General features: G+C 66.3%; 21 protein-coding genes. 3 read left to right on the top strand and 18 right to left on the bottom strand.

What is annotated here, in order from left to right:
• Nucleotides 1-118: 118 nt before the first annotated feature.
• Nucleotides 119-1,150 carry a LacI family DNA-binding transcriptional regulator gene (locus KXZ72_RS12485; RefSeq protein WP_226081259.1) on the top strand — a complete coding sequence of 344 codons (1,032 nt, stop codon included), beginning with the start codon at nucleotides 119-121 and terminating at the stop codon, nucleotides 1,148-1,150.
• Between the two features lie 54 nt (nucleotides 1,151-1,204).
• On the opposite strand, the gene KXZ72_RS12480 is transcribed toward KXZ72_RS12485, so the two are convergent.
• The 14 genes from KXZ72_RS12480 to KXZ72_RS12415 all read right to left on the bottom strand — a co-directional run bounded on the left by KXZ72_RS12480 (nucleotide 1,205) and on the right by KXZ72_RS12415 (nucleotide 16,095).
• Nucleotides 1,205-2,209, bottom strand: coding sequence for a TRAP transporter substrate-binding protein (locus KXZ72_RS12480; RefSeq protein WP_226081258.1), 1,005 nt, complete (start codon nucleotides 2,207-2,209; stop codon nucleotides 1,205-1,207).
• Nucleotides 2,210-2,268: 59 nt separating this feature from the next.
• Nucleotides 2,269-3,591, bottom strand: a complete 1,323-nt coding sequence (locus KXZ72_RS12475; protein WP_226081257.1) for a TRAP transporter large permease — start codon at nucleotides 3,589-3,591, stop codon at nucleotides 2,269-2,271.
• A 2-nt stretch (nucleotides 3,592-3,593) separates the two neighbouring features.
• A complete protein-coding gene (locus tag KXZ72_RS12470) occupies nucleotides 3,594-4,091 on the bottom strand; it encodes a TRAP transporter small permease (protein WP_226081256.1) in 498 nt (165 codons plus the stop codon).
• 174 nt (nucleotides 4,092-4,265) lie between these two features.
• Nucleotides 4,266-4,583: a putative quinol monooxygenase gene (locus KXZ72_RS12465; RefSeq protein WP_226081255.1), complete on the bottom strand. Its 318-nt coding sequence runs from the start codon at nucleotides 4,581-4,583 to the stop codon at nucleotides 4,266-4,268.
• Nucleotides 4,584-4,794: 211 nt separating this feature from the next.
• Complete coding sequence (locus KXZ72_RS12460) at nucleotides 4,795-5,406, bottom strand: TetR/AcrR family transcriptional regulator (RefSeq protein WP_226081254.1); 612 nt, start codon at nucleotides 5,404-5,406, stop codon at nucleotides 4,795-4,797.
• 173 nt (nucleotides 5,407-5,579) lie between these two features.
• Complete coding sequence (locus tag KXZ72_RS12455; protein ID WP_226081253.1) at nucleotides 5,580-6,593, bottom strand: ADP-ribosylglycohydrolase family protein; 1,014 nt, start codon at nucleotides 6,591-6,593, stop codon at nucleotides 5,580-5,582.
• The gene (locus tag KXZ72_RS12450) at nucleotides 6,590-7,588 is read right to left on the bottom strand and encodes an ADP-ribosylglycohydrolase family protein (protein ID WP_226081252.1); all 999 of its coding nucleotides are present in this window, start codon (nucleotides 7,586-7,588) and stop codon (nucleotides 6,590-6,592) included. Before KXZ72_RS12450 ends, KXZ72_RS12455 begins: the two co-directional genes overlap by 4 nt.
• Nucleotide 7,589: 1 nt before the next feature.
• Entirely contained in the window at nucleotides 7,590-8,951 is a 1,362-nt protein-coding gene (locus tag KXZ72_RS12445) for an ADP-ribosylglycohydrolase family protein (RefSeq protein ID WP_226081251.1), read from the bottom strand.
• Nucleotides 8,948-10,099 carry an ADP-ribosylglycohydrolase family protein gene (locus tag KXZ72_RS12440; protein ID WP_226081250.1) on the bottom strand — a complete coding sequence of 384 codons (1,152 nt, stop codon included), beginning with the start codon at nucleotides 10,097-10,099 and terminating at the stop codon, nucleotides 8,948-8,950. The genes KXZ72_RS12445 and KXZ72_RS12440 overlap by 4 nt, the downstream gene beginning before the upstream one ends.
• A 77-nt stretch (nucleotides 10,100-10,176) precedes the next feature.
• Complete coding sequence (locus tag KXZ72_RS12435; protein WP_226081249.1) at nucleotides 10,177-11,451, bottom strand: ABC transporter substrate-binding protein; 1,275 nt, start codon at nucleotides 11,449-11,451, stop codon at nucleotides 10,177-10,179.
• Between the two features lie 47 nt (nucleotides 11,452-11,498).
• Nucleotides 11,499-12,329: a carbohydrate ABC transporter permease gene (locus KXZ72_RS12430; RefSeq protein ID WP_226081248.1), complete on the bottom strand. Its 831-nt coding sequence runs from the start codon at nucleotides 12,327-12,329 to the stop codon at nucleotides 11,499-11,501.
• Nucleotides 12,326-13,267 (bottom strand): carbohydrate ABC transporter permease, encoded by a 942-nt coding sequence (locus KXZ72_RS12425; protein ID WP_226081247.1) that lies wholly within the window; start codon nucleotides 13,265-13,267, stop codon nucleotides 12,326-12,328. The genes KXZ72_RS12430 and KXZ72_RS12425 overlap by 4 nt, the downstream gene beginning before the upstream one ends.
• A complete protein-coding gene (locus tag KXZ72_RS12420; protein ID WP_226081246.1) occupies nucleotides 13,264-14,313 on the bottom strand; it encodes a LacI family DNA-binding transcriptional regulator in 1,050 nt (349 codons plus the stop codon). Before KXZ72_RS12420 ends, KXZ72_RS12425 begins: the two co-directional genes overlap by 4 nt.
• Before the next feature lie 582 nt (nucleotides 14,314-14,895).
• A complete protein-coding gene (locus KXZ72_RS12415; protein ID WP_226081245.1) occupies nucleotides 14,896-16,095 on the bottom strand; it encodes an NAD(P)-dependent malic enzyme in 1,200 nt (399 codons plus the stop codon).
• Nucleotides 16,096-16,375: 280 nt separating this feature from the next.
• Between KXZ72_RS12415 and KXZ72_RS12410 the strand changes: the two genes are divergently transcribed.
• Together KXZ72_RS12410 and KXZ72_RS12405 are read left to right on the top strand one after the other, a co-directional pair.
• Entirely contained in the window at nucleotides 16,376-17,323 is a 948-nt protein-coding gene (locus KXZ72_RS12410; protein WP_226081244.1) for a hypothetical protein, read from the top strand.
• A 107-nt stretch (nucleotides 17,324-17,430) separates the two neighbouring features.
• On the top strand, nucleotides 17,431-17,832 hold the full coding sequence (locus KXZ72_RS12405) for a DUF3054 domain-containing protein (protein WP_226081243.1): 402 nt from the start codon (nucleotides 17,431-17,433) through the stop codon (nucleotides 17,830-17,832).
• A gap of 96 nt (nucleotides 17,833-17,928) precedes the next feature.
• Here the strand turns inward: KXZ72_RS12405 and KXZ72_RS12400 are convergent, their stop codons facing one another.
• The 4 genes from KXZ72_RS12400 to KXZ72_RS12385 form a co-directional block, all read right to left on the bottom strand.
• Nucleotides 17,929-18,123, bottom strand: coding sequence for a hypothetical protein (locus tag KXZ72_RS12400; protein WP_226081242.1), 195 nt, complete (start codon nucleotides 18,121-18,123; stop codon nucleotides 17,929-17,931).
• A gap of 131 nt (nucleotides 18,124-18,254) precedes the next feature.
• On the bottom strand, nucleotides 18,255-18,506 hold the full coding sequence (locus KXZ72_RS12395; protein ID WP_226081241.1) for a hypothetical protein: 252 nt from the start codon (nucleotides 18,504-18,506) through the stop codon (nucleotides 18,255-18,257).
• A gap of 12 nt (nucleotides 18,507-18,518) precedes the next feature.
• Nucleotides 18,519-18,677 (bottom strand): hypothetical protein, encoded by a 159-nt coding sequence (locus KXZ72_RS12390; RefSeq protein WP_226081240.1) that lies wholly within the window; start codon nucleotides 18,675-18,677, stop codon nucleotides 18,519-18,521.
• 55 nt (nucleotides 18,678-18,732) lie between these two features.
• Nucleotides 18,733-22,116: an error-prone DNA polymerase gene (locus KXZ72_RS12385; protein ID WP_226081239.1), complete on the bottom strand. Its 3,384-nt coding sequence runs from the start codon at nucleotides 22,114-22,116 to the stop codon at nucleotides 18,733-18,735.
• Nucleotides 22,117-22,170 lie beyond the last annotated feature (54 nt).

Below are 22,170 nucleotides of genomic sequence, written 5' to 3'. Positions count from 1 at the left end.
ATGAAAAGTGTAACCGATACCACTTTTGTTACATAGCGATTTTCTGTAAACGTTTTACTACACGCGCTAGACTCGTTCTCGCTCCGCCTCACCGCGGGGATAGAGCGAGGAGAAAGAATTGGCGAAACCAGCAACCATCCGGGATGTATCCGAGCGCGCGGGCGTGTCGATCGCGGTCGTCTCCCGCGTCCTCAACCCGGGATCCGGCCCCGTGGCCCCGGATACCAAGCTGCGCGTGCAGCAGGCCATCGGGGAGCTGAGCTATCGCCCGCGCACCGCCGCCCGCGAGCTGAAGAGCCCGGGAACCACCACGCTGGGCCTCATGCTCGCGGATGTGGCAAACCCCTTTTTTGCGCGCCTCGCCGATAAAATCGTATGGGAGGCCCGGGCCCGCGGAGTGAACGTTCTCCTGATGACCACACAGGAGGATCAGCACCTCGAGGAAGAGTGCCTGAACACCCTGTACGAGCGGCGCGTCGCCGGGGTCATCGCCACCCCCACCTCAACCAACCGCGCCGCCTGGGAAAAGCTCGATGACCTCAATACCCGGGTCGTTTTTGTGGATCGCACCATCGAGGGTGTGGACTTCGCCGATAGCGTGGGCATCGATAACGATCTTTCCGCTCGGCGAGCCACCGCCCACCTGGTCTCGCTGGGACATACCCGCATCGGCTTTGTCTCCGGCCCCACCACTACCAGCACCGGACGGGCCCGCACCGAGGGCTATCGGCAGACCCTGCGCGAGCACGGCCTCGACGTGGACGAGAGCCTCATCCGGCATATCCCCTTCCGCGGCGACCAGGGCTCCGATGCGGTCAACGCCCTCCTGAGCCTGCCGCAGCGGCCCACCGCGCTGATCATCGCCAATACCGCCCAGGTCATTCCGAGCCTGCGCCGGCTGGCCTTTTCCGGGCTGAGCATCCCCGAAGACCTCTCCGTGATCGTTTTTGATGACGACCCTTGGACCGAATTATTCACCCCGGCTCTGAGCATCATTAAGCAGCCCACCGAGATGCTTGCAGCCCATAGCATCGAGCTTGCGCTTAACACAGCCGGCGAGCGCGGGCGCACCAACCTCCTGGTGCAGGCCGAATTTATCGAGCGCGGCAGCACGGCCCCTCCCCGCGGCAGCACGCCCCCACGCGACTAAACAAAAAGAAAACGGGCCCCGGTTGATGATCAACCGGGGCCCGTTTCTAGTGCGCTACTGCCCGTCCTGGATCTGCGTGATCCACTGCTGAACCTGCGGGGCGAGGGTGCCATAGATGGGCTTCACGGCCTCCACCCACTGCTCACGATCGGTGATCTTATTAAACGTGGCCCCACCGTTTTCAAGATCCTCGCGGTACTTCTTGGCGCTATCCACCGTGGTCTTCGAGTATTCCCCACCCACAACCTCGGCCGCCTCGCGGATAATCTTCTGGGCATCCTCCGGGAGCCCGGTGAGATAGTCCTCCCACATGATGAAGTGATAGTTCGCGTAGACGTGACTCGTGAGGTTAATATTCGGGGCTACCTCGTACATGCTGGTGAACAGGATCGAGTCCAGCGGGTTCTCCTGCCCATCCAGAACACCCGATTCCAGCGCCGAATAGGTTTCATTCGCGGGCATCGCCTCGGCGCGCGCCCCGAGCTCCTTCCACGTCGCGAGCATGGTCGGGGCCGAAGGCGTGCGGATGGTCATGCCCTGCAGCTCGGAGAGCGTGGTGACGGGCTTTTTGGTATTCAGCTCGCGCGGGCCGCGATAGAGATTACCCAGCAGCTCATATCCCGAGGCCTCGCTCACCGCGGTTTTAATCTCCGTGCCCAGTTCACCATCCCAGACTTTAAAGAAGTCCTCCTGGCTGTCGTAGAGGAACGGTGCGGTCTCGATACCCGAAAGATCGGTATAGGACTCCACGGCCAGCATCGACTCGATCACCACATCGGTGGTGCCCAGTTGCAGGCCCTCGATCATTTCCTCCCACGTGCCCAGGGTTGAGGAGGCGTAGATTTCCACGGTGATATCGCCGCCGCTCTTTTCCTCCACGATCTCCTTAAGGCGCGTCGCGGCCACCTGCCGGGCATCGGTCTCATTGCCGGCATGACCCAGCGTGAGCGTAATCTTTTTTTCCCCGCCGGAACCGGCCTCCGGGGATCCCGATGAGCATCCGGTCAGAACGAGGGTTCCCGCCGCGAGACCGGCAAGAACGATTTTTGTGATTTTCATAATCACTCCTTTGTGAGTAGGGGTATTACAGGGGATGAATGATCGCGCGCGGGCGGCCGCTAGGGCATAAGCCAGCCGGGCAGCCAGAGCGAGATCTGGGGGATATACGTAATAAGCAGGAGGAAAATACCCGAGGTGATGAGGAACGGCCAGACGGCGCGAATCGCGCTCACCATATTCACCCGCGCTATCTCCGCGGAGAGCATCAGGGTGAGTCCCACGGGCGGGGTGATCAGGCCGATGCCGAGGTTACCCACGATGATGACACCCAGATGCACGGGGTCCACCCCCATCTCGATGGCGAGCGGGAACAGGATCGGGGTCAGAATAATCACGGCGGCATTGGCCTCGAGGAACATACCGATCACGATCAGGAGCACGTTAATCAGCAGGAGCAAGACCAGGGGGTTCTCGGTGACCGAGAATAGGCCATTGGCCAGGGCCTGCGGGACCCGCCCCTGGGTCAGGGCCCAGGAATAGAGCTGCGCGGCGGCCAAAACAAGCATGATCAGACCCACCACCATGCTGGAATCCACGAGCGAGTGAATCAGATTTTTGATCTTCAACTCGCGGTAGAGGAATGCCCCCACGATGAGTGAGTACAGCACCGCGACGGCGGCCGCCTCGGTGGGGGTGAAGATTCCAAACCGGATTCCCACCAGGATGATCACGGGCATCAGCAGGGCGGGGATGGCCTCATAGAGCGAACGCCAGAACCGCGGTCGGTCCGCGGGGGCGGTCTTCCCGATCCGGGACAGGTCTCCCTTGGCCTCAAGCAGCGCCTCATCCGTGAATCCGCGCTTACGCACCACGAGGTGCACCGTGATCATCAGCAGCGCGATATACAGGAAGGCGGGGATCAGCCCGGCAAAAAAGAGCTTACCGATCGAGGTACCGCTCACCACGCCGTAGACGATCATCGCGATGCTCGGCGGCATCAGCGGCGAGACCACGGGGGCCGCGGCGGATACGGCCGCCGAGAAGGCAGCGGTGTAATTGCGCTGCTTCATCGCGGGGATCAGGATTCGACCAAAGCTCGATACGTCCGCCACGGCGGATCCCGAAATGCCACCAAACATCAGCGAGGACAGCACATTGGCCTGGGCCAGGCCGCCGCGCATTCCCCCCACCACGGCATCGGCGAGATTCAGGAGGCGCTTGGTGATTCCCCCGGCGTTCATGAGCCCACCGGCGAGCACAAACAGCGGAATCGCAAGGAGCGGGAACGGCGTCATGCCCGCGACCACGCGCTGCGCACCCACGGTCAGGGGCACATCGGACATGATCCACAGCGTGATGAAGGAGGCCAGGGCGAGGGCAAAGCCCACGGGGATTCGGGCCAGGAGCGCGAGGAAAAAATTCCCCAATAGTGAAATACCCACGGTTAGATTCCCTCGGTAGCGGGCTGTGTGGCCTCGGATTTTTGGAAGAGGATGGGTGCGGCCAGAACATCGGTATCCCGCGGGGCATGGAATACCTTCCACCAGGCCTCAATGGCAAAGATCAGGCTGACCAGGCATCCCACCGGGACGGCAAGCGATACCCAACCAAACGAGATTCCGAGCCCGGGTTGGAGGCGGCGAAAGGCGGGGCCAAGCATTTCAAAGCCAAACCAGATCAGCAGGACCAGCACCACGGCGACGCCCAGCGCGGCGATGGTATCGATCGTGCGAATAAGCCAGCGTCGATAGGGCAGATACTCCCAGATATCGAGCTTCATATGGCGTCCGCGACGCACGCCGAGGGCAATGGCAAACATCGCGAGCCACACAAAGGCCATCGACGCAAGCTCACTGGTCCAGGCGGAGGAGGCCGAGGAAACATAGCGGGCAAAAACCTGCCAGCAGACCGCAAACGCGATCAGAAGCAGGAGGACGGCCACAAGAATCTGGACGATCTTGTCGAGGCCCCCGAGCAGGCGGGCAATGAGGGATGAATCGTGAATGATCGCTCCTTTGCGGGGTCAAACGGGGAGGAACAGGGGCCCGGAGGCGCGAGTGCGGATCGGGTGGGGCGGCGGGAGGGTGCCGCAAGGGGGAAGGGCCGGGGCGAGGGCCTAAAGCGCGCCCAGCCGGACATCTCCCGCGGGCACGGCTGTGAACCGCTCAACCAGGACGGGGCGGGCAAGGAACGGGGCGATCGCGGCATCCAGATCCCGCACGGCGGGACCGGCGGCATGGGCATCAAGCAGATCCGCGCTGCTCCACTTCTCGATCATCAGGAGTTCGCCCGAGTCATGGGAGTTCAGGGCGTAGAGCTCGCAGCCCGCCTCGGCGTGGACCGGGGCGATCGCCGCGATGAGGGCCTCGACCAGGGCCGCCTCCTGCCCCGCGCGGGGGAAAAAACGTGCGTTAACGATCACGGGCGTGGTCATGGGATCTCCTTTGATTAGTAAACCGATACCACTTTAGTTCCATTTTATGGTTTACAACAAGGCGGAGAAGAGAAATTACCGGAAAGACGCCAAATATTGCCACGGCAGGGAGGCCGGATAACCCATATACGAGGCCGCGGCCCCGATGATCGGGCCGGGCATAATAGGGGAAAAGGAAGGCCTCCGGACAGGAGGGGGAAGCGCGGGTGGTTTAGGGCCGGCCCTCGCCCAGGCCCAGGACACGCAGCGCCGCATCGGCATGCCGCGCAACCTCGGAATCGGTGATCGGGCCGAGGATCCCCAGCAGGCGGCGGCGATGGGCCTCGCCCAGCAGCAGGGAGAACAGTGCCTCGGCGAGCGCCTCGCGGGCGATACCCGAGCCCGCGGTGGCGATCAGGCGTTCGGCCAGCAGCGCGCGATAGCGTTCGGGGCCGGCCCGATAAAACGCCGCGGCCAGATCGGGGAAGCGGCCGGATTCGGCAATCACCAGCCGGTGCAGGGCCACGGCCTCCGCCGAGTGCAGGGTGCGCACGATGCGACGCGAGAGCTCGGGAAGGCGCTCGGCGCGGTCCTCGGCCTCCCGAATCACCCGATCGTGCAGGCGCCCCACGGCCGCGGCAAAAATCTCGGATTTATCGCCAAAATAGATATACAGGGTGCGCTTGGTGACCCCCGAGCGCTCGGCAATCGCGTCCACGCTGACATGCCCATAGCCCTCGTCAAGAAAAAGCGCCACGGCGGCATCAAGAATAATCTCGCGGCGCTCCTCGCGCTCGCTCGCGGTGGGTCGCCCGCGCTTACGCTCGCCGGTCTGCCCCGTCATCCTGGCCTCCGTCCGCGCCCCTGATCGCCCCGCACGGGGCTCCCCCCGATACTATCGGCCCTCCCCGCCGCGCGGCCACGCGAGACTCACAACGGCCCGCCGCGCGGGCACGCGAGACCCACAACGGGGAGGCGCGGACCCTCGTGGTCCACGCCTCCCCGTTGTTCTGGATGCTAGGCGGCGGGCAGGAACTCCGCGATCGCGCGTCCCGCGTATTCCGGGACACACAGCCCGGTCAGGCGCAGCTCCTCCACGCCCAGGTCCCGGGCCGTCCACTCGGCGCCGTAGAGCACACCCGCGGCAGCCCCCACGAGCGCCGGCAGCGAGGCCGCGTTACGCCCCTGGGCCAGCGCCCCGAGCAGCAGCGACTCCGCGTTTTGGGCCCGCGATACGTGGGCCAGCAGGAATCCAAACGTCTCCGGCGCGGTCACCGGATAGCTATATACCCAGTCCCCCAGCTCGGTGCTCAGGCGGCGGGCCAGATCCAGCGGCCCGGCGCTGCCAGCGGCGATCTCCAGAGCGCCCGCGGCCATCCGCGCGCTCCAGGTCTCGGGCGGAAGCGAGGCGGCCGCGACCGCGGCGGCCTCGGCCGGGGCATCCCCCGCGAGCAACCGCGAGAACAGCAGCGCGGTTCCGCGGGCACACCAGACGCCATCCAGCGAGTGGGTGACCTCGGCATCGGCCACCGTGGCGGCGAGGATCTCCTCCTCGTTGCCCGCATATTCCACCACGGCGGCGAGCGCACGCGACATCGCAATATCGTCAAAATAATGCGCATTATCGTGACCCGATTGCGGCGGGCGGAGCCCATTGCGCAGATTGGTCAGGGCCAGGCGCGTGCCGATCCGCGAGCGCACGGGCTCGGGACGCTCGGCAAGATCAATCCAGGCGGCATGCAGCAGGTCCCGCGATCCCGTCCCCGCGGTGGCGCGATGCCCCGCGAGGGTAAAGGCAAACCACTCGAGGTTATCCCCCGCACCCGGGTGCAGCGCCGCGGGCGGCGTGGCATGGGCAAACGGCCGCGGCACAATCGTGGTGCGATCATCATCGCCGAGCTTGGAGAGAATGCGCAGCCGGTTCACGCGCTTGGCGGGGAGCGAGAAGATGCGGAAATCGGCGTTCATCCAGCCCGCGGCCTCCCCCGCACCCATCCCGCGCACCAGGTTTCCGATCACGTCTGCACTCATTTTGCTTCACTTTCAATCAGGCGCACGAGATCCTCGGCGGCGTCCAGGGGGTGGATTCCCGCTACCGAGCGGATGCACGAGCCCACCACGGGCGCAAGCCCGTCGAGCCACTCGCGCGGAAAGGAATCGGCGCCGGAGATGGCCCCGGCAATGCAGCCCGCGATGGCCGCCGTGGTATCCGCGTCGCGCCCCATATTCACCGCAAAGAGCATGCTCTCCGCGAAGGCACCATTGCCGTGCAGCACCGAGGCCATGGCCAGGCCCACGGCCTCGGGGGCGATATCCGCCCAGAAATAATCCACCACGGCCAGGCGGTCGTGCAGGGCCACGGCAAGCGCATCGGGCTCGAGGCCCGAGTCCACCAGGTCGCGGGCATCACGCAGATTGCGCGCGGTCCAGGAATCCTCGGGAATGGCCGCGAGGCCACCCTCGAAGCACTCGCGGGCGCTGCCGCCGGTCATCGCGATCGTCACGGCCACCGATACCACCACCCCGGCAAGAACCCCCTCCCCGCTGTGGCTAACCACGCCGTCCTCGGTGGCCAGGTGGGCCGCCAGCGCGCGGTCACCATTGGCCACCACACCCAGCGGGGCCACACGCATCGCGAGGCCATCGCTCCAGGCGTGCACGTGATCGCCGCTCAGGGGCGGCTCGATCCCGCGGCGCAGGTTATCAATCGCCGCCATCTCGCTAAATCCGCCGCCCTTAAAATCATCGGCCTGCGGCAGCACATCCTCGCGCCAGGTCTCGGCAAAATCATGGCGCGAGGCCCCGAGCCCCACCCGATGCACGGTCTTGGCGGTGAGCAGCGCATATTCGGTATCGTCGCTGCCCGCGGGCTCATCGTCGATATAACCGGTGACCCGGCCGTATTGCTCCTGGATCTGGGTCGCGGAGAGCCCCTCGACGGGGCGGCCGATGGCGTCCCCGATGGCGAGCCCGGCGAGGGAGCCGCGGGCGCGGTCGCGCAGGGAAATCTGCGGTGAAGCGGTCATGTCACTTGCTTTCTGTGAGGAAGTTATGGGCCAGGGCGCTCGTGCGCGCGGCCAGCGAGCCGATGCTCGCGTTATGCATTCCGGGCAGGCTGGTGGCGATGCGGTTATCCAGCGGGTCCACCCAGCGCGATTCCAGCGCGGCGGTTCCCCCCAGTGCCCCCGCGATCGAGCCCACGGTGGCCCCCGCGGAATCGGTATCCCAGCCGAGCATCACGGCCGCGGGCGCGGCACGGGAAAACTCGCCCTCGCTCGCGGCGAGCGCATAGGCGATCGACGCGGCATTATTTACGGTGTGGACCCAGTGCAGGCTGCCAAACTCGGCATGCAGCATATCTAGTTCGGCGTCCAGCCCGCGTCCCGAGCGGCCGATTTCGGCCCCGCGGATCACGGCCCGGGCCAGGTCGCTCCCCTCGGGAATCACGCCGATCCCCGCGGCCAGGACCTCGTCCACGCCGGAGCACACCAGCGAGGCGGAGGTCAGGGCGGCCGCCCACATTGCGCCATACACTCCGTTGCGGGTATGGCTCAGGCGGGCATCGGTCCAGGCCATGCGGGCGGCCTCGCGCGGGTGGCCCGGCGCGGCCCATCCATAAACATCGGTGCGGATCAGCGCGCCGATCCACTCCCGGAACGGGTTGCGCACCCGGCCCGCGTGGCCCGGCTCCACCCCGTCCAGCAGGTTGCGATAGGCGATGCGCTCGGCGGTAAAAACGCGGCCCGCGGGCAGATCATTCAGCCAGGCCCGCGCCACGTCCTCGGTGCTAAAGCCCCGCCCGTGGCGCTCCAGCAGCGCGAGGTTCAGCAGCGGATAGTTCAGGTCGTCATCCTCGGGCATGCCGTCGATATTCTCCACGAGGGACGTCGCGCCGGAGACCTTATTCCACGGCCAGCGTTCACTCACCGCGGCGGGCACGCCCGCGGCGCTGAAATACTGCGTGAGCGGCCAGCGACCCGCGGATTCCAGCAGCGCCCGGATTCCCTCGCGCGGAATCTTCTCCACGGGCTTGCCCAGCAGGCAGGCCGCCGCGCGTCCGCGCCAGGCGGCAAGGATGCGGTCGTCCAGATCCGCCCCGGCCGCGGGCAGTGCGGCGGGTTCGGGCGGCAGCAGCCGCAGCATCTGCTCCCAGGTATCGGGCTCCTGCGCGGCGGCGGAGACCCGGTCGAGCCGCTCAAGCAGGTCCCGGGCCACGCGCAGGCGCGCCTCCGGGGCCCGCGCGGGGGAGGCCCCTCCGCGCGGCGGCACGGGGTCTCCTCCGGCCGCGATCCACTCGGCGGTGAATCCGCTTATATCCGCGCCCTCCGCGCGGGCCTGCGCGAGTTCATGCGCAACCAGGTCCTCCGGTTGGGTCCAGGTGACCCTCATCGGGCGGCCGCCACGGCCTCAAGGCTCGCGATCTGGGCGCGGGCCCGGTCCAGGTCGAGCGCGGCAATCTCCTCGGCCACATCCGCGAGCTTTTCCGCATAGTGGCCAAAGTCCATGCGGCTCGCCTCGGCGATCGCGTCAAGCCAATCGGTGGCCACGGCCTCGGCACCGCCCAGGGCCCCGGCGATCGAGCCCACCATGCTCGCGATGGAATCCGAATCGCGGCCATAATTCACGGCACCGAGGATGCTGCCGCGGAAGTCCCCCGCATAGGCGATAAGCATGCCCAGCGCCACCGGGAGCTCCTCGATGGCCTTGGTGCGCGAGGGGATCCGGGCGTCCATATTGGGTTCGCGATATTTTTCGCCCACGGTATCAAAGGGGCGGATCGCATCGCGCAGCACCGCGATGATGTCCTCGTGGCTTGCGCCCGCGGGCAGGGCCCGGGCGGCGGCGGCCACGGCCTCGATCGCGGCGCGCGTGCCATCGTGGGCATAATTGATGCTCACCGCGATTACGGAGTCCACGGTTGCGCCCGGCGTCATGGCCTCGGCCACGGCGGCGGCGAAGATTCCCGCGGCCTCGCGGCCATAGCTGGCCTGGTGGGCGCCGGCCATATCAATCGCCTCGTCATAGGCGCGGCGGGGGTTACCGGCGTTCACGATTCCCACGGGGGCCATATACATCGCGGCGCCACAGTTAATCACGTTACCCACTCCCGCCTCGCGGGGGTCCACATGCCCGTATTGGAGGCGGGTCACGAGCCATTTTTCGGCGAGGAAGACGCGCTGCAACAGGATCGACTCGCGTTCCAGCTCGGGGATCCACCGCCACTCGGTCTGCAGCAGCGGCACCAGATCGGAGGCCATTGCAAAGGCGTCCAGGTGGTCGCGGCGCTGCGCATAAACCTGAATCAGCGCCTGGGTCATCAGTGTGTCGTCAGTGATGTGCCCGTCACCCTTATGGTACGGACTCACCGGCCGCTGGGTCTTCCAGTTTTCGTAATACGGGGGCACGATGCCCTCGACCCGTCCGCCATAGCGCTGGCGAAGCTGTTCGGGGCTGAACCCCTCGGTGGCGCCGCCCAGGGCATCGCCGATGGCGGATCCCGCCAGCACGGCCGCCGTACGCTCTCGTACCCAATTCATCGCAAAGTCCTTCTGTGTTTGATGGTGAGTCTCCGCCGCGCGACCGGGAGCCGGCCGCGCGGCGGGGAGGGAAAAATCTACTTATTTACCTGGGCCCAGCCGGCCTCAAGATCGGTCGCGAGCCGGGCTCCGTCGATCTCCTTGCCGAGGAACTTCTGGAATCCGGGGGTGGCCACGGTGTCCTTCCAGCGCACATAGCCGTCGGCACCGAGGAACGTGGGGCCCTTCAGCCCGGCCGCGGAGGCGAGGATCGCGTCCCATCCGTTCACGCCGGCGTTCTGCTCGGCGATGGCCGCACGGGCCGAGGTGGTGGTGGGGATGAGCCCATCGGCGGTATTCATCTTCACGAGGTTGTCGGTCTGCATGAAGTAGTCGATGAACTCGGCGGCCTGCTTCTGCACCGCGGAGTCGATGTTGATCGACAGGGTCTGCGGGGTGGCCGCCTGGGCGATACCGGCGCTTCCCTCCAGCGGGGGCAGCACAATCCAGTCCATATCGGCGGGCGCATCGGCCGCGACATTGGCGATCTGATAGGAACCCTGCACGGTCATGGCGGCCTTGCCCCCGTAGAACGTGGCAAGCACATCGGAGCTGGACTGGGTCACACCGATCGGGTCCAGCGATCCGGCGTCGATCATGGCGCGCACCCGGTTGGGTACCTCCATCTCCTTCTCGCCCACGGTCAGGCTGACGTCCTTACCGGTTCCAAAAAACGTGCCGTCAAAGCCCAGGCCGAGGCTGAGGAACGCCGCGGTGGGGCTCTTCAGGCCCCAGGCAGCGCCGTGAACCTCGGGGGTGGTGGAGGCCTTGGCGATCTCGGCGAAGGTATCCCAGGACATCGAATCCCCGGTGGGGATGCTCACGCCGGCCGATTCCAGCAGGCCCTTATTGGCAAAAACCACATAGGTCTGTAGCTCGGTGGGCGCTCCCACGATCTTGCCGTCCAGGGTCACGGAGTCCAGCACACCCGGCTCGATATCGTCGAGGGTCTTCTGCGAGAGCAACGAGGAGAGATCGGCGATATAGCCATCGCGCGCAAACGGCGCGATGCCCTGGATCTCGTAGTGGATGATATCGGGGGCAACCTCGCCCGCGAACTGCGTGGTGAGCTTATCGTCGAGGCTATCCGAGGGGGCCTGGATCAGCTTGATCTGGGAGTCAGCGTGGTCCTTATTCCACGCGGCCACGATCTCCTCGGTCGCCGCGATGGCCGCGGGCTGATCCGAGAACGACTGGAATTTAATCTCCACGGGGCCCTCGGACTGCGCGGGGGTTCCGCCCGCGGAGCACGCGGCGAGCGAGAGGGATACAACCGCCATGGTGGCGACCGCTACGGTGCGGTGAAGCTTCATTACGTCAACCTTTCTCTGGTTATGGGGGTAATACGGGAAATCTGGGGTTAGCCCTTGACCGCTCCGGTGAGCAGCCCGCCGGCGAGGCGTTTTTGCAGGAGGGCAAAGAAGATCACGCTGGGGATGCTGGAGAGCAGTGCTCCCGCCGCGAGGGGGCCAATCGCGACCTTGCCCTCGCCTCCCACAAACGTGCTGAGCGCCACCGAGAGCGTGTAGTTCTCGGGTGATTGCAGGAGCACCAGCGCGAAGAAAAACTCGTTATAGGAGGACACAAACGTGAACATCGCGGTGGCTACCAGGCCCGGGGCGAGCAGGGGGAAGACCAGCTGTCGCAGCACATTGAACTTATTCGCGCCGTCGATGGATCCCGCCTCCTCGATATCAAACGGGATGGAGGCCACATAGCCCTGCAACATCCAGAGCGAGAACGGGAGGGTATACACCACGTGCACCACGATCAGTCCGAGCAGGGAGTCCACGAGTCCCACGGAGCGGAGAATAAAAAACAGCGGGATGATCACCAAGATCACGGGGAAGATCTGGCTGATGAGCACATAGCCGGTGCCGATCGTGCGCAGCTTGCCCTGGAAACGCGCCATGACATACGCGCCGGGCACGGACAGGAGCGTCACGATCAGCGTGGTGACCAGCGCCACGATGAGGCTATTCATGGCCGAACGCAGCAGGCCCTGCCGGTTCAGCGCAGCCGTGAAATTCTCCAGGGTGGGGGAAACGGGGAAGAGGTTTACCGCGAGCGAGTTGATCTCGGCGGAGGATTTAAACGCCGTGGACAGCAGCCAGATCAGCGGGAATCCGAGGAAAATCAGGAAACCAAATAGCGCAAGATACTGCAGGGTTTTCACGAGTGTGCGGTTCACTTGGGGATCCTTTCGCCGCGCAGCTGACGCCAGAGATAGGCCACAAGAATCACGATGAGGAAGAGCACGATGACATCACCCATCGCCGCGGCGGATCCGGTATGGCGCGATTTAAACGCCTCCAGATAGGTAAAGAGCATCGGGAGCATGGTGCGCCCACCCGGGCCTCCCTCGGTCATCACATAGACGATGCCGAAGGAATTAAAGTTCCAGATGAAGCTGAGTGAGGTGATCGAGATGATCACCGGCTTAATCGCCGGGAACGTCACGTGCTTAAAGCGCGACCAGGCGCCCGCACCGTCCACCGCGGCGGCCTCGGAGAGTTCCGCGGGAACCTGTTGCAGGCCCGCGAGCAGCGTGATCGTATTCTGCGGCATTCCCACCCAGACCCCAACCAGGATCACGGCGGGCAGGGCGAGCGAAAAATCGCCGAGCCAGTTAATGCGTTCGGGGCCGCCGAGGGTGCCGATCAGCCAGTTCAGCGGGCCGTTGGTGGGCGAGTAGATCATCTGCCACATGATCGCGACCACCACGGGCGGCATGGCCCAGGGCATGAGCGCAAGCAGGCGGGTGAGGCCCTTAAATTTCAGGTCGCTATTCAGCAGCAGCGCGAGCGAGAGGCCACCCAAAAATTGCAAGACCGTGACCGAGACGGACCAGATAATGCCGATGCCAAAGGACTGCCAGAAGAGCGAGTCGCTGCCCAGGTTGATGAAGTTTTGCAGGCCCACAAACGAGGTCTCGTGATTGCGGGCGAGGGTGGAATCGGTGAAGGCCATGCCGATGCCGATCAGCAGCGGGATGACGCTGAGCAGCACGACGGGGATCAGCGCGGGGATCACCAGGGCGGCGGCCTCATTGCGGCGGGCCCGGGCGAGGCCCCCGGCGCGGGGCTTGGGGGGAGGGTTATGCGCCCGCTGGGGGCGAAGTGCGGTCATGAGGTGGGATCGCTTTCGGACGGGTGGGTGGACGGGGACGGGGTGCGGACGGTGGACTGGCGGATCTTCAGTTCCGGCTGCACGGTCAGGGTGTGGTGATCGCGCGAGGGGTCCTCGAAGCGCTCCAGGAGCAGCCGGGCGGCCAGTTCCCCGCGCTCCCCCGCGCGCAGGGACACGCTGGTCAGGGTGGGGTTATAGACCGAACCGATCTCGGTATCGTCGATGCCGGTGATCGCAAGGTCCTCGGGGATGCGCAGCCCGCGGCGGGTCGCGGCGCTGATGGCCCCGACCCCGATCAGGTCATTCGCGGCCACGATCGCGTCGATGCCGGGATCGGCGTCCAGGAGCCGTTCCGCCGCAGCCATTCCGGCGGCCACGGTGAAGTCCTCCGCGGCGCGCAGGTGTTCCGGGTTGATGCCGCGGCCGAGCCGCTCCATCGCCGCGAGGAAACCGCGACGGCGCGCGGCGCCGGGGTTGGTATCCATCGGCCCGTTGATCAGGGCGATGCGCGAGCGGCCCAGCGCGTGCAGGTGCTCCACGGCCATGCCCACGGCGAGCGCGGAGTCCACGCGGACGCTATCGATATCGATCTCGCGGTGGAGCGAGCCGATGACCACCACGGGCACCACGGCATCCAGGAGCGCGCGGCGCAGTTCCGGGGTGACCCGGATGGGCGAGATGATGAGCCCATCACCCAGACCCATGTTCATGCTGCGGACCAGATCCACGGTCTGTTCGGGGCGGCGGCCCGTGGCGGAGATGCTCAGGCGCAGCCCGGTATCGCCGAAACTGCGTTCAATCGCGCGCAGCATCTCCACATAATTGGGGTTGCCAATATCGTCCACGGCAAAGATCACCTGACGGGTCCCGCCGAAGCGCAGGGAGCGGGCGGTGGCATCGGGCAGATAGCCGAGTTTTTTGGCGGCTCCGCGGACACGACGCACCATTTCGGGACTCGCGGAGTTGCCGGTGAGGGCGCGCGAGGCGGAGGCGAGGGACACCCCCGCGGTCTCCGCGACCTGGTGCAGTGTGGGTTTGGCCTTCATGGATCTCCTCATTGAGAGTGTGAATGGTGATGCCGTGTGGATACGTTTCCAGGAGCCATTTGGAAACGTTTCCAAATTGGGCCGTAGGGAAGTGATGTCACTGTAGACAGGTTCCCCCCGGCTGTCAATAACGTTTTCCGGCCCTCCCCGCCGCGCGCCCCGTAGCCAACCGTCATCGGGGCGTTACGCGCCGGAAATACGGGGCTGTCAGGATGGGGTTGTGCGCAACGGTCGACAGCAACGGCCGCGCACGGCCCTCCCCCGTCGCTGGGGAAAAATCTGGGGCATCTACTGGCCGCGGCAACGATTACTGCCTTGATCGTTGCCGCGGCGCACCGGACCGGCGGGTCCCGGGGAGGGTACAGAGGGCTCCCCCGGGCCCGTTGTCGCGGCGGCGCGATCCGGCCCGGACCCACGGATCCGCGGGGTCCGCGCCCGGGGACCCCATCCGGGCAGCACTCGCGCGGGTCTGCCCGGCATCGCCTCGCGCCCCGGCAAAAAACGGGCCCCGCGGGATCCACACCGCGGGGCGCACAACCCTCCCGCCGGGGCCGCGGCGCGGGCCCGACGGGAGGAAACCGGCTATCGCGGCGCGACCTCCCCGGGGTCCCCCGCACGCACCGCGGCGGCCACCGCCGCGGCCACCGCATCGGCCACGCGCGGATCCATCGCGCCCGGCACAATATAATCGGCCGCGAGATTATCGGCGGCCAGGGCGGCAATGGCCTCGGCCGCGGCGATCTTCATCTCCGGCGTGATCCGGGTGGCACCCGAGTCCAGCGCCCCGCGGAAGATTCCGGGAAACGCCAGCACGTTATTAATCTGATTCGGGAAATCGCTGCGGCCCGTGGCCACCACGCGCGCATATTTCGCGGCGAGCTCGGGCGAGACCTCGGGGGTGGGATTGGACAGCGCAAAAACAATCGCGTCCTCCGCCATTCCCGCGAGGTCACCCTCGGGCACCACCACGGAGGAGACACCGATAAACACATTTGCCCCGGCCAGCGCCTCGGGCAGCGCACCCCGCCGGTCTTCGGGATTGGTCCGCGCCGCATACTCGGTCTTGATCTCGGTGAGATCCCCGCGCCCGGAGTGGATGATTCCGCGCGAGTCCACCAGCACCACATTGCGCACACCCGCGTTCAGGAGCATCTCGGCACACGCGATACCCGCGGCACCGGCCCCCGAGATCACCACGCGCAGATCGGCCACCTCGCGGTTGATCACGCGGGCAGCGCCGATCAGCGCGGCATAGACCACCACGGCTGTGCCGTGCTGGTCATCGTGCATCACCGGGATATCCAGCGCCTCGATCAGGCGGCGCTCGATCTCGAAGCAGCGCGGGGCGGAAATATCCTCGAGGTTGACCGCCCCAAAGCTGGGCCGCAACCGAATTACGGTCTCGATGATCTCCTCGGTATCGGTGGTATCCAGCACCAGGGGGATCGCGTTCAGCCCCGCAAACGTGCGAAAGAGCGCGGCCTTACCCTCCATCACGGGCAGCGAGGCCGCGGGCCCGATATCGCCCAGGCCCAGCACGGCGGTGCCATCGGAGATCACGGCCACGAGGCGGCCGGCCCAGGTATGGGATTCGGCGAGCGTGGGATCGGCGTGGATCGCGGAGCTTACCTCGGCCACGCCGGGGGTATAGGCGATCGATAGGTCGCGCTGGCTGGCCAGCGGATGGATCGTATGCATTGCGAGCTTGCCGCCCACATGGGCCTCAAAAATTTCCTCGCTGCTGGGGCGCGTGGTGACGGGGGTGGGAACTACTGCGGACATAAACAACACCTTCCTCGGGGCGAAATCTGGGATGCCGGGAGTATCGACGTGCACGGTTCCGAGGATCTCTCGGGACCGGGGGCGACGCTCGACCGGGCACTAAGCCGGTGGTGATGACTGACCGCAACCATAACAACTTCGCACCCCCGCGCCCCGGGGTTTTGTCGCGTTCCACGCCTTAACTTCGGGGATTCTTAATAAATTCGAAAACTCGGCGCGGTGCCGGATGCCACCCCGATGGGTCCTAGCCGCAAAAACATATGCCTTGTAATGTTTAGCCATGACGATCCTCCCGCCGCGCCGCCGAGCGCCGCTTCCCCTGCTTGCGCTCACCGCCGCCCTGGTCCTCCTGGCCGCGCCGCTCTCCGCCGGAGCGGCACCGCGACCGGACCCGGATCAGAGCCACCGCAGCGCCTCCTCCCCCACCTCGTTCCGGCAGGCCGATGCCGTATACGTGGCGCAGCCGTTCCGCCCCCTCCGCGATGGCGACGCCGCCCGGATGCACGTCTGGTTTTTTGAAACCGCGCATAATACGGTGGCCTCGGCGGCCATCCACGCCTGGCCCGAGGACGCGGCCGAGCCCGATGCCGCGCCGCTGGCCGGGGGCCGGGGCACGCTGAGCTATCCGGAAACGGATCAGGACTCCTTCCCCACCCCCACCACCGTGGGTACCGTGCGGGTGGACTTCCCGGGCCATCCCACACTCGCCGCGGGCACCCGCTATGCGCTGGTGCTGGATACCACGGACGGCTCACCGCCGATCTCGCTGCTCCACACGCTCTCCTGGACGCCGATCGAGAATAAGGTGATCTGGAAAAATACCCGGGGCACGATCGGCGCCAATACCGCCTATCTCTGGCATGACCTCTTCCTACTCGCCCCCGGACAGGAGGAACCCACGGCCACCCCCACGGGCGATAGCGCCACCCCCACCGGGCCCGCACTCCCCACCGATACCGGCACGGCCACGGGCACCGCAACACCCCCGGGGACAACCCCCACCGGTTCCGCGGATGGACACGGAGACTCCGCGCCGACCCCCGCGATCACCGCTGAAAGCGAATACTCCGCCAGCCCGATCCCCCCGGGAACCACCGCGGGTGGTGCCGGCCTGGCCACTACCGGATCCCCCGGCTCGGCGCTGCCCGGAACCGCCGCGCTTGTGCTGCTCCTGGCCGGCCTGCTCGCCCTGGGATATCACCGCTCGCGGCTCACCGGGCTGCGCTGAGCCGACCGGGCTGCGCCGATCCGATAGGCCGCACCGATCCGACCGGCCGCGTTCCGGGCACCGCCCCCGAACGCGGCCAACGGAGCCATAACGCCTAGAATGGGGGTATGGCTCGTGCACGCTTTTCCCCCGTCCGCGCCGTCGTTTCGGCGGCGGCCCTCGACGCGCTCCTGATCATCATTTTTGTCATGATCGGGCGGCGCAGCCACGAGGAGAACGGCGATTTCCTGGCCGTGCTGAATACCGCGTGGCCCTTCCTGGCCGCGGCCGCACTCGGTTGGGTGGTCACCCTTGCGTGGCGCAATCCGATCGCGCTGCGCTGGACGGGACCGCTGATCTGGCTCTCCACCGTGGTGGTGGGTCTTCCCCTGCGGGTCTTGGCCGGGGGGAATGCCCCGATCGGGTTTATCATCGTCACCGCCGTGGTGCTCGCGGTCTTTTTGATCGGCTGGCGGGCGCTCGCGCTGCTCGTGATCCACCGCCGCTCGCGCGCCGAGAAGCGCCCCTAGCCCCAATAAAATTCGGCGCGGAATGGCCATGCCATTCCGCGCCGAACCCGATGCGTATCCGCCGCGATCACCCGGATCGCCGCGGAAAGTTACCGCCTAGTCGCGCAGCTTATCCTTGGCGTCATTGCGCGCCTTCACGGAATCGCGCTCGGCCTCGGCCTTCTTAACATCGGCGTCGGCCTTGACCTCGTCGATTTTATCCTTGGCCTTATCTACGGCGTCATGCGCGGCGCGGGAGACCTTCTCTGCTCCGGCTTCAATGGTTTCTTTTGCGTCGTCGATGAATCCCATATTTCCTCCTTGAGCGAATTGATACTTAACGTTATTGACTCTTCCTGAAAGCGAACTGGGAAGCAATGCCCCGGGGGAAAATGAAAAACCCCGTCCGGGGGACGGGGTTAACACGGGGTGCGGGCCAGGGGCTAGCCGCGGCGAACGCGGCGGCCGGTTCCCGTGCGGAAGCGCACAAATACGCCGATCGCGTGGATGATCAGCGAGGCGATCAGCACGCCCAGCCCGATAAACGTCTGCGTGGGGCTCAGGTGATATACCGCAAAGCCCACCAGGACCAGGCCGGCGATGATGCCCAGAATGCCAACCGCCGAGCACGCCGCCGCAATCAGGGTGGTGGCGCGCGGCCCGGAGGCCGAAACTTCTACGTTTTTTGCAAACATGCGGGTCCGGGGTTAACGGCCTCGCATCATGTTTGTGGGGATCGCGACGCCGACGGAAACGGCGATGATTCCGGCGAAAAAGACGAGTGCCTGGAACTCCTCCAGGTTAAACGCGAGACCAAAGAGGTAGATGCCACCCAGGAACAGGACCACTGCAAGTACGAAAGCCATACCTACAGCATACCGAGGAGTTGCCGAGAATCTCGATTCGGGCCCTTTTCTCGTGCTACTGAAAATCGCGGGAGCGGGTTCCGGGGGCAATCGCGAGGGTCTCAAAATTATCGGCCAGGAGGTTGATGATGCCCTCGGGGCTGCGCTCCAGAATGCCCCGCACCAGGAGCGCGGGGGACTCGCGGACCACCGCGCGATGACGCTGCCAGAGCCCCACCCCGCAGATAACGTTCACAAGACCACTCTCGTCCTCGAGGTTGATAAACGTGATGCCCGAGGCGGTGGCGGGGCGCTGGCGATGGGTCACCACGCCCGCGATCCAGACCCGGCGGCCGGGCTCGGCCTCGCGCAACTGCGCGGCGCTGAGGATGCCGCGGGCGCGCAGGCCCTCGCGCAGGGGCCGCAGCGGGTGGTCCCCCGGGGAGATTCCGGTGGCCCAGAGATCGGAGACCAGCGCCTCCTCGGGGCTGAGCAGGGAAAACAGCGGGGGCTGAATGCTGACCGCCGTGCCGGGGAGGTGATCGGGGCGCTCGCGCGCGGCCGGCCCCGCCTGCCAGAGCGCCTGGCGGCGATCCACGGACAGGCAATCGCAGGCCCCCGCGGTGGCGAGGGCCTCCAGCTGGGCAGCGTTCAGCCCCACCCGACGCGAGAGATCGGCGAGGTCCAGATAGTGCCCGCCGCGCTCGCGCTCGGCCACGATCTTAGCGGCGAGGGGGCGGCCGATCCCGGTGATTCCGGCCAGGCCGAGACGCACCCGATGGCGACCATCGCGGCGATGCTCGGCGTCTCGCACGGGCGCCTCGGGATCAAACGGGCCGGGCTTCTCGGCCGGGGAAACCAGGCACTCGGGCATCCCCGTGCCGCCCGCGGCGCCGGCCTCCCCGGCGAGGGGTTCCAGGCCCGCCTCGACCCCGGAGAGGTGCAGATCGGGGCGCAGGGTCTCCACGCCGTGCCTGCGGGCATCGGCCACAAGCGATTGTGCGCTATAAAACCCCATGGGCTGGGCCCGCAGCAGGGCGGCGAGGAAGGCCCCCGGATAGTGCAGGCGCAGCCAGGCGCTGGCATACACGATCAGGGCAAAGCTGATGGAGTGGCTCTCGGCAAAACCAAAATTGGCGAAGGCCTGGATGCGGCCGTAGATTTGATCGGCCTGCTCGCCGCGGATGCCGTTTTGGGCCATACCGGCATAGAGTTTTTCCCGCAGCGAATCGATTTTTTCCAGGCCGCGCTTGGAGCCCATCGCGCGGCGGAGGAGGTCGGCATCCTCGCCATCGCAGCCCCCCACCACCATGGCCATCTGCATCAGCTGCTCCTGAAACAGGGGGATGCCGAGGGTGCGTTCGAGTACCGGTTCCAGGCTTGGATGCAGATAGCTGACCGGCTCCACCCCCGTGCGGCGCTTGATATAGGGGTGGACGGCGCCGCCCTGAATGGGGCCGGGGCGCACCAGCGCCACCTCGATCACAAGATCGTAGAAGGTGCGCGGGAGTAGGCGGGGAAGCATGCCCATCTGGGCGCGGCTCTCCACCTGAAAAACACCGATGCTATCGGCGCGGCAGAGCTGATCATATACACCGGCCTCCTCCTTGGGCAGGCTGTGCAGGTCCCAGGTCTCCCCGCAGTGTTCCGCGACGAGATCAAAGCAGTACTGGATGGCGGCGAGCATGCCCAGCCCCAGCAGATCAAATTTCACCAGGCCCATCCAGGCGCAATCGTCCTTATCCCATTGCAGGACGGTGCGGCCGGGCATGCGCGCGTGCTCGATGGGGCAGACCTCCCCCACGGGGCGATCGGTGAGGACCATGCCGCCGGAGTGAATCCCGAGGTGGCGGGGGAAACCCAGCAGCTGCCCGGTGAGATCGCGCAGGTCCTCGGGGATCTCGGTATCGGCGGCGAGGCTGTGCGAGCGCTCGACCCGCTTGGACCAGGCATCCTGCTGGCCCGGGCTATATCCGAGGGCCTTGGCCATATCGCGGATGGCAAATTTGGGGCGATAGGTGATCACATTGGCCACCTGGGCGGCGTTATAGCGGCCGTATTTTTCGTAGACGTATTGGATGACCTCCTCGCGGCGGTCGGAGTCGAAGTCCACATCGATATCGGGTTCCTCCTCGCGCAGGCTGGAGAGGAAGCGCTCAAAGGGCAGCCCATAGTCGATCGAGTCCACCGCGGTGATCTCCAGCAGATAGCACACGGCGGAGTTCGCGGCCGAGCCGCGGCCCTGGCAGAGAATGCCGCGCCCGCGCGCAAACTGCACAATATCGTGCACGATCAGGAAATAGCCGGGGAAATCCTTTTCCTCGATGACAGCGAGCTCCCGCTCGATGCGTTCGCGCGAGCTCTCGGGCATATCCGGATAAAACCGGGCCGCGCCCTGCCAGGTGAGGTGCCGCAGCCAGCTCATCGGGGTATGCCCCGCGGGGACCTCCTGTTTGGGCAGGCCCGGGCGCACCGCGCGCAGCCGGAAGGAGAGGTCATCGGCCACCTCCACGGTATGCGAGACAGCTCCCGGATAGCGCTGGAAGAGCCGGGCCATCTCCGCGCCGGAACGCAAAAAGGCGGTGCCCGAGCCGGGCAGCCAGCCCTCAAAATCGGTGAGGCTGCGCCGGGCGCGCACGGCGGAGAGCGCCTCCGCGAGGCGGTGCTGTTCGGGCCTGGCATAATGCGCCGCGGTGGTGGCCACCACGGGCAGCACGAACTCGCGGGCGAGGGCCGCGAGGGCATCATTGCGGGCGGTATCGCCGGGATGGGAGTGGTCGCTGAGTTCTATCAGCACACCGTCGCGCCCAAAGAGGGAGACGAGGCGGTCGAGTTCCCGGCGCGCTGCCTCCGGCCCGCCCGTGGCGAGGGCCTGGGGAACCGCGCCCTTTCGGCATCCGGTGAGGACCATCGCATGATCGCGCACGGCGGCGGCGGTCTCCTCCAGCCGATAGCGGGGTGCGCCCTTCTCTGCACCCTCGGCCAGCTGGGCGCGGGTCACGGTGGAGGCGAGGCGATGATAGCCCTCGGTTCCGCGGGCGAGGAGGAGGAGATGGGACCCCGCGGGATCAAGTGCGCCGTTTTGTGGGGCGTCGAGGCCCAGCGATAATTCCACCCCAAACATGGTGCGCAGGGTGGGATGGCGTTCGGCGGCCTCGGCGGCACGCACCGCGCCGTAAAAGCCGTCGTGATCGGTGAGCGCAAAGCCGTGCAGCCCCAGGCGGGCGGCCTCGGCGATCAGGGCGGAGGGCTCGGAGGCGCCGTCGAGGAAGCTGAAATTGGAGTGCGCATGCAGCTCGGCATAGCCGATGCTCTCGGCCGGGTCGGTGGGCTCGGGGGCGGGTTCGGGCGCGCGGGGGGCCTCCGGCTCCGGGGTGTCGGGCGCGGCGGCGCCGGATGCGCGCCCGCGCAGGCGACGCTCAAATTCCGACCAGGGGATCGGGGGATTAGAAAAGCCCATCGGGGGCACTCCTCTCGGGATGGGACGGGGTGAGGTCGGGGCCTGCAGATGCGG

It is taken from the genome of Mycetocola spongiae, from assembly GCF_020424085.1.
Lineage (GTDB): Bacteria > Actinomycetota > Actinomycetes > Actinomycetales > Microbacteriaceae > Mycetocola > Mycetocola spongiae.
This window is presented reverse-complemented; position numbering and strand designations above follow the sequence as displayed.